2 protein-coding genes are annotated in these 2,108 nt (G+C 39.1%); both read right to left on the minus strand.

Annotated elements, in window-relative coordinates:
• On the minus strand, positions 1-996 hold a 996-nt coding region (locus ACJML3_RS00060), incomplete at its 3' end, for a hypothetical protein (RefSeq protein ID WP_406019582.1).
• Positions 997-1,035: 39 nt separating this feature from the next.
• Positions 1,036-2,108 (minus strand): SLC13 family permease (locus tag ACJML3_RS00065; protein ID WP_406019583.1); only part of this gene is annotated, 1,073 nt, incomplete at its 5' end.

Raw genomic sequence — 2,108 nt, forward strand, 5'->3', positions numbered from 1 at the left:
AACCTGAGCAATTCTAACATGAATACCAAGATCAGCCAAAAGCTCTTGAGCACCTCTTGCTGAAATTGCACAGTTTCTTGTGTCAATCATAACAAGGTGAGTTTGTGTTTTTGAACCGATGATCTTCATTCCACCAGCTTCAAGACCTTTTGCAAGTGCTTTAGCATTTTCAAGAACATCAATACAGTAGTTCTTAAAACCTTCTGTCTTCATTTCATGTAATCTTGCTGCAAGAGATGATAACTGAGGTGATAATAAACCTGTATGACCTAACAGATTTTCTGTTCTCTGAATAACACCTGACAATTCCTTCTTACAGAGAATTACAGCACTTTGAGGTCCCTGCATAGCACCGTGAGTTGAGAAGGTAACGATATCTGCATATTTCATTGGATTATCGATCACACCTGCTGCAGTTAAAGATGCAGTCTGAGACAGGTCACACCATAAAAGAGCACCAACTTCCTTTGCAATCTTTGAAAAGCGTAAAAAGTCTATTGGTAGTGAATAGTTTACAGGTGAAATAATGATAAGCTTAGGTCTGTTCTCTAAAGCAAGCTTCTCAACATGATCCATGTTAAGTTCCTGAGTTTCAGGATCGATACCGAAATTTACAAATCTGAATGCAAGATTCTCGGTATTGCAATGCTCTTTCTTTCTAAGATCCAATGACATGATAACATCGCCTCTTGATGTTAATGCATTGAATACAACTCTTGAAGCAGCCTCAATGGTAACAGTCTTTACAGAAGCAAAAGGAGCATCAAAAACATCACACAGTCTTTTAACTGTGAGAGCCTCTAATGAATCAACCTTGCCAAGTGTCAGTGTGTTGACAGAATTTACAAGGATACTGCCCATAATGGAGGCACAAATTGGTGAAGTTGAGTTCTCATCAGGAATAAATGAGATGCTTCCATGCTGGCGCTCAATTTCTTTTACAAAATATGCATACAGATCCTTGTCAAAATTCTTAATAACGCCAAGTGAATTCATAATAAACTCCTTTTCTCTTTTTTATTTATTGTTATAAAACTATATCTTAACGAATGGCCACACTACAGGTATTATCAGCATACACAGGATAAGACCGATTACAATTAGTGGAAGACCAACTTTTAGATAATCTTTAAAATGCATACCTGATGGACTTAGAATCAGGGTATTGCAAGGTGTTGCAATTGGAGTTGCAAATGAACATGAAGCTCCAATTGCACAGGTAATCAAAACGCCATAAGGTGATACGCCAAGCTTGTTTGCAATACTCATTGCAATAGGAATTAAAAGTGCTGCTGTAGCGGTATTTGGCATAAACTGTGTTAATGAGCATGAAATCAAGAATAAAGCTGCAATGATGCTTATATCAGATGGGTGCTCACCTACAACTGAAACTACTGTATTTGCAATTAGCTCACCTGCACCTGTCTTCTGCATAGCAGTTGCGACCGGCAGCATACCTGCAAACAAGAAGATGGTAACCCAGTCAATACCCTTGTAGGCCTGCTTTTCAGAAATACAGCCTGTAACTACGCACAATAAAGCTGCAATAAGACTTACCATAGCAGGAGAAAGACCAGGTATTCCAACAATAAGACCTAAAATTACGAAAATCAGGATACAGACAGCTAAAATTCTCTGACGTCTTGAACCTACAACGCCCTTTGACTGCATGATAATGCCGCCGTCAGCTGATTTTTGTGGCAGGATCCTTCTTCCTACAAAGTACATAAAAGCAACTGCACTAAGACAGATAGGAAGACCTATATATGAGAATTCAAAAAAGCCGTAGGACTCATATCCATTAGCAGTAATTTCAGCAACAGCAAGCATATTAGGAGGAGTACCTACCATAGTAAGCATACAGCCGACATTTGCAGAAACTGCAAGTGCCATAAGAATAGGAGCTGATGGAATCTTTGCACTTACACATACACCTATTACCATAGGCATAAGGCATGCTACAGTACCAGTATTAGATGCAAATGCGGACATAACGATTGTAAGAGTCATCAAGGAGAGAATTAAAGGCCCCTGATTAGTTCCTACATTTCTTACGACAAAATTACCAATTGACTGGGCAAGACCAGAATCGAGCATAGCGGCACCAA

The organism is Succinivibrio sp., assembly GCF_045124615.1.
Taxonomy (GTDB): Bacteria; Pseudomonadota; Gammaproteobacteria; order Enterobacterales; family Succinivibrionaceae; genus Succinivibrio; species Succinivibrio faecicola.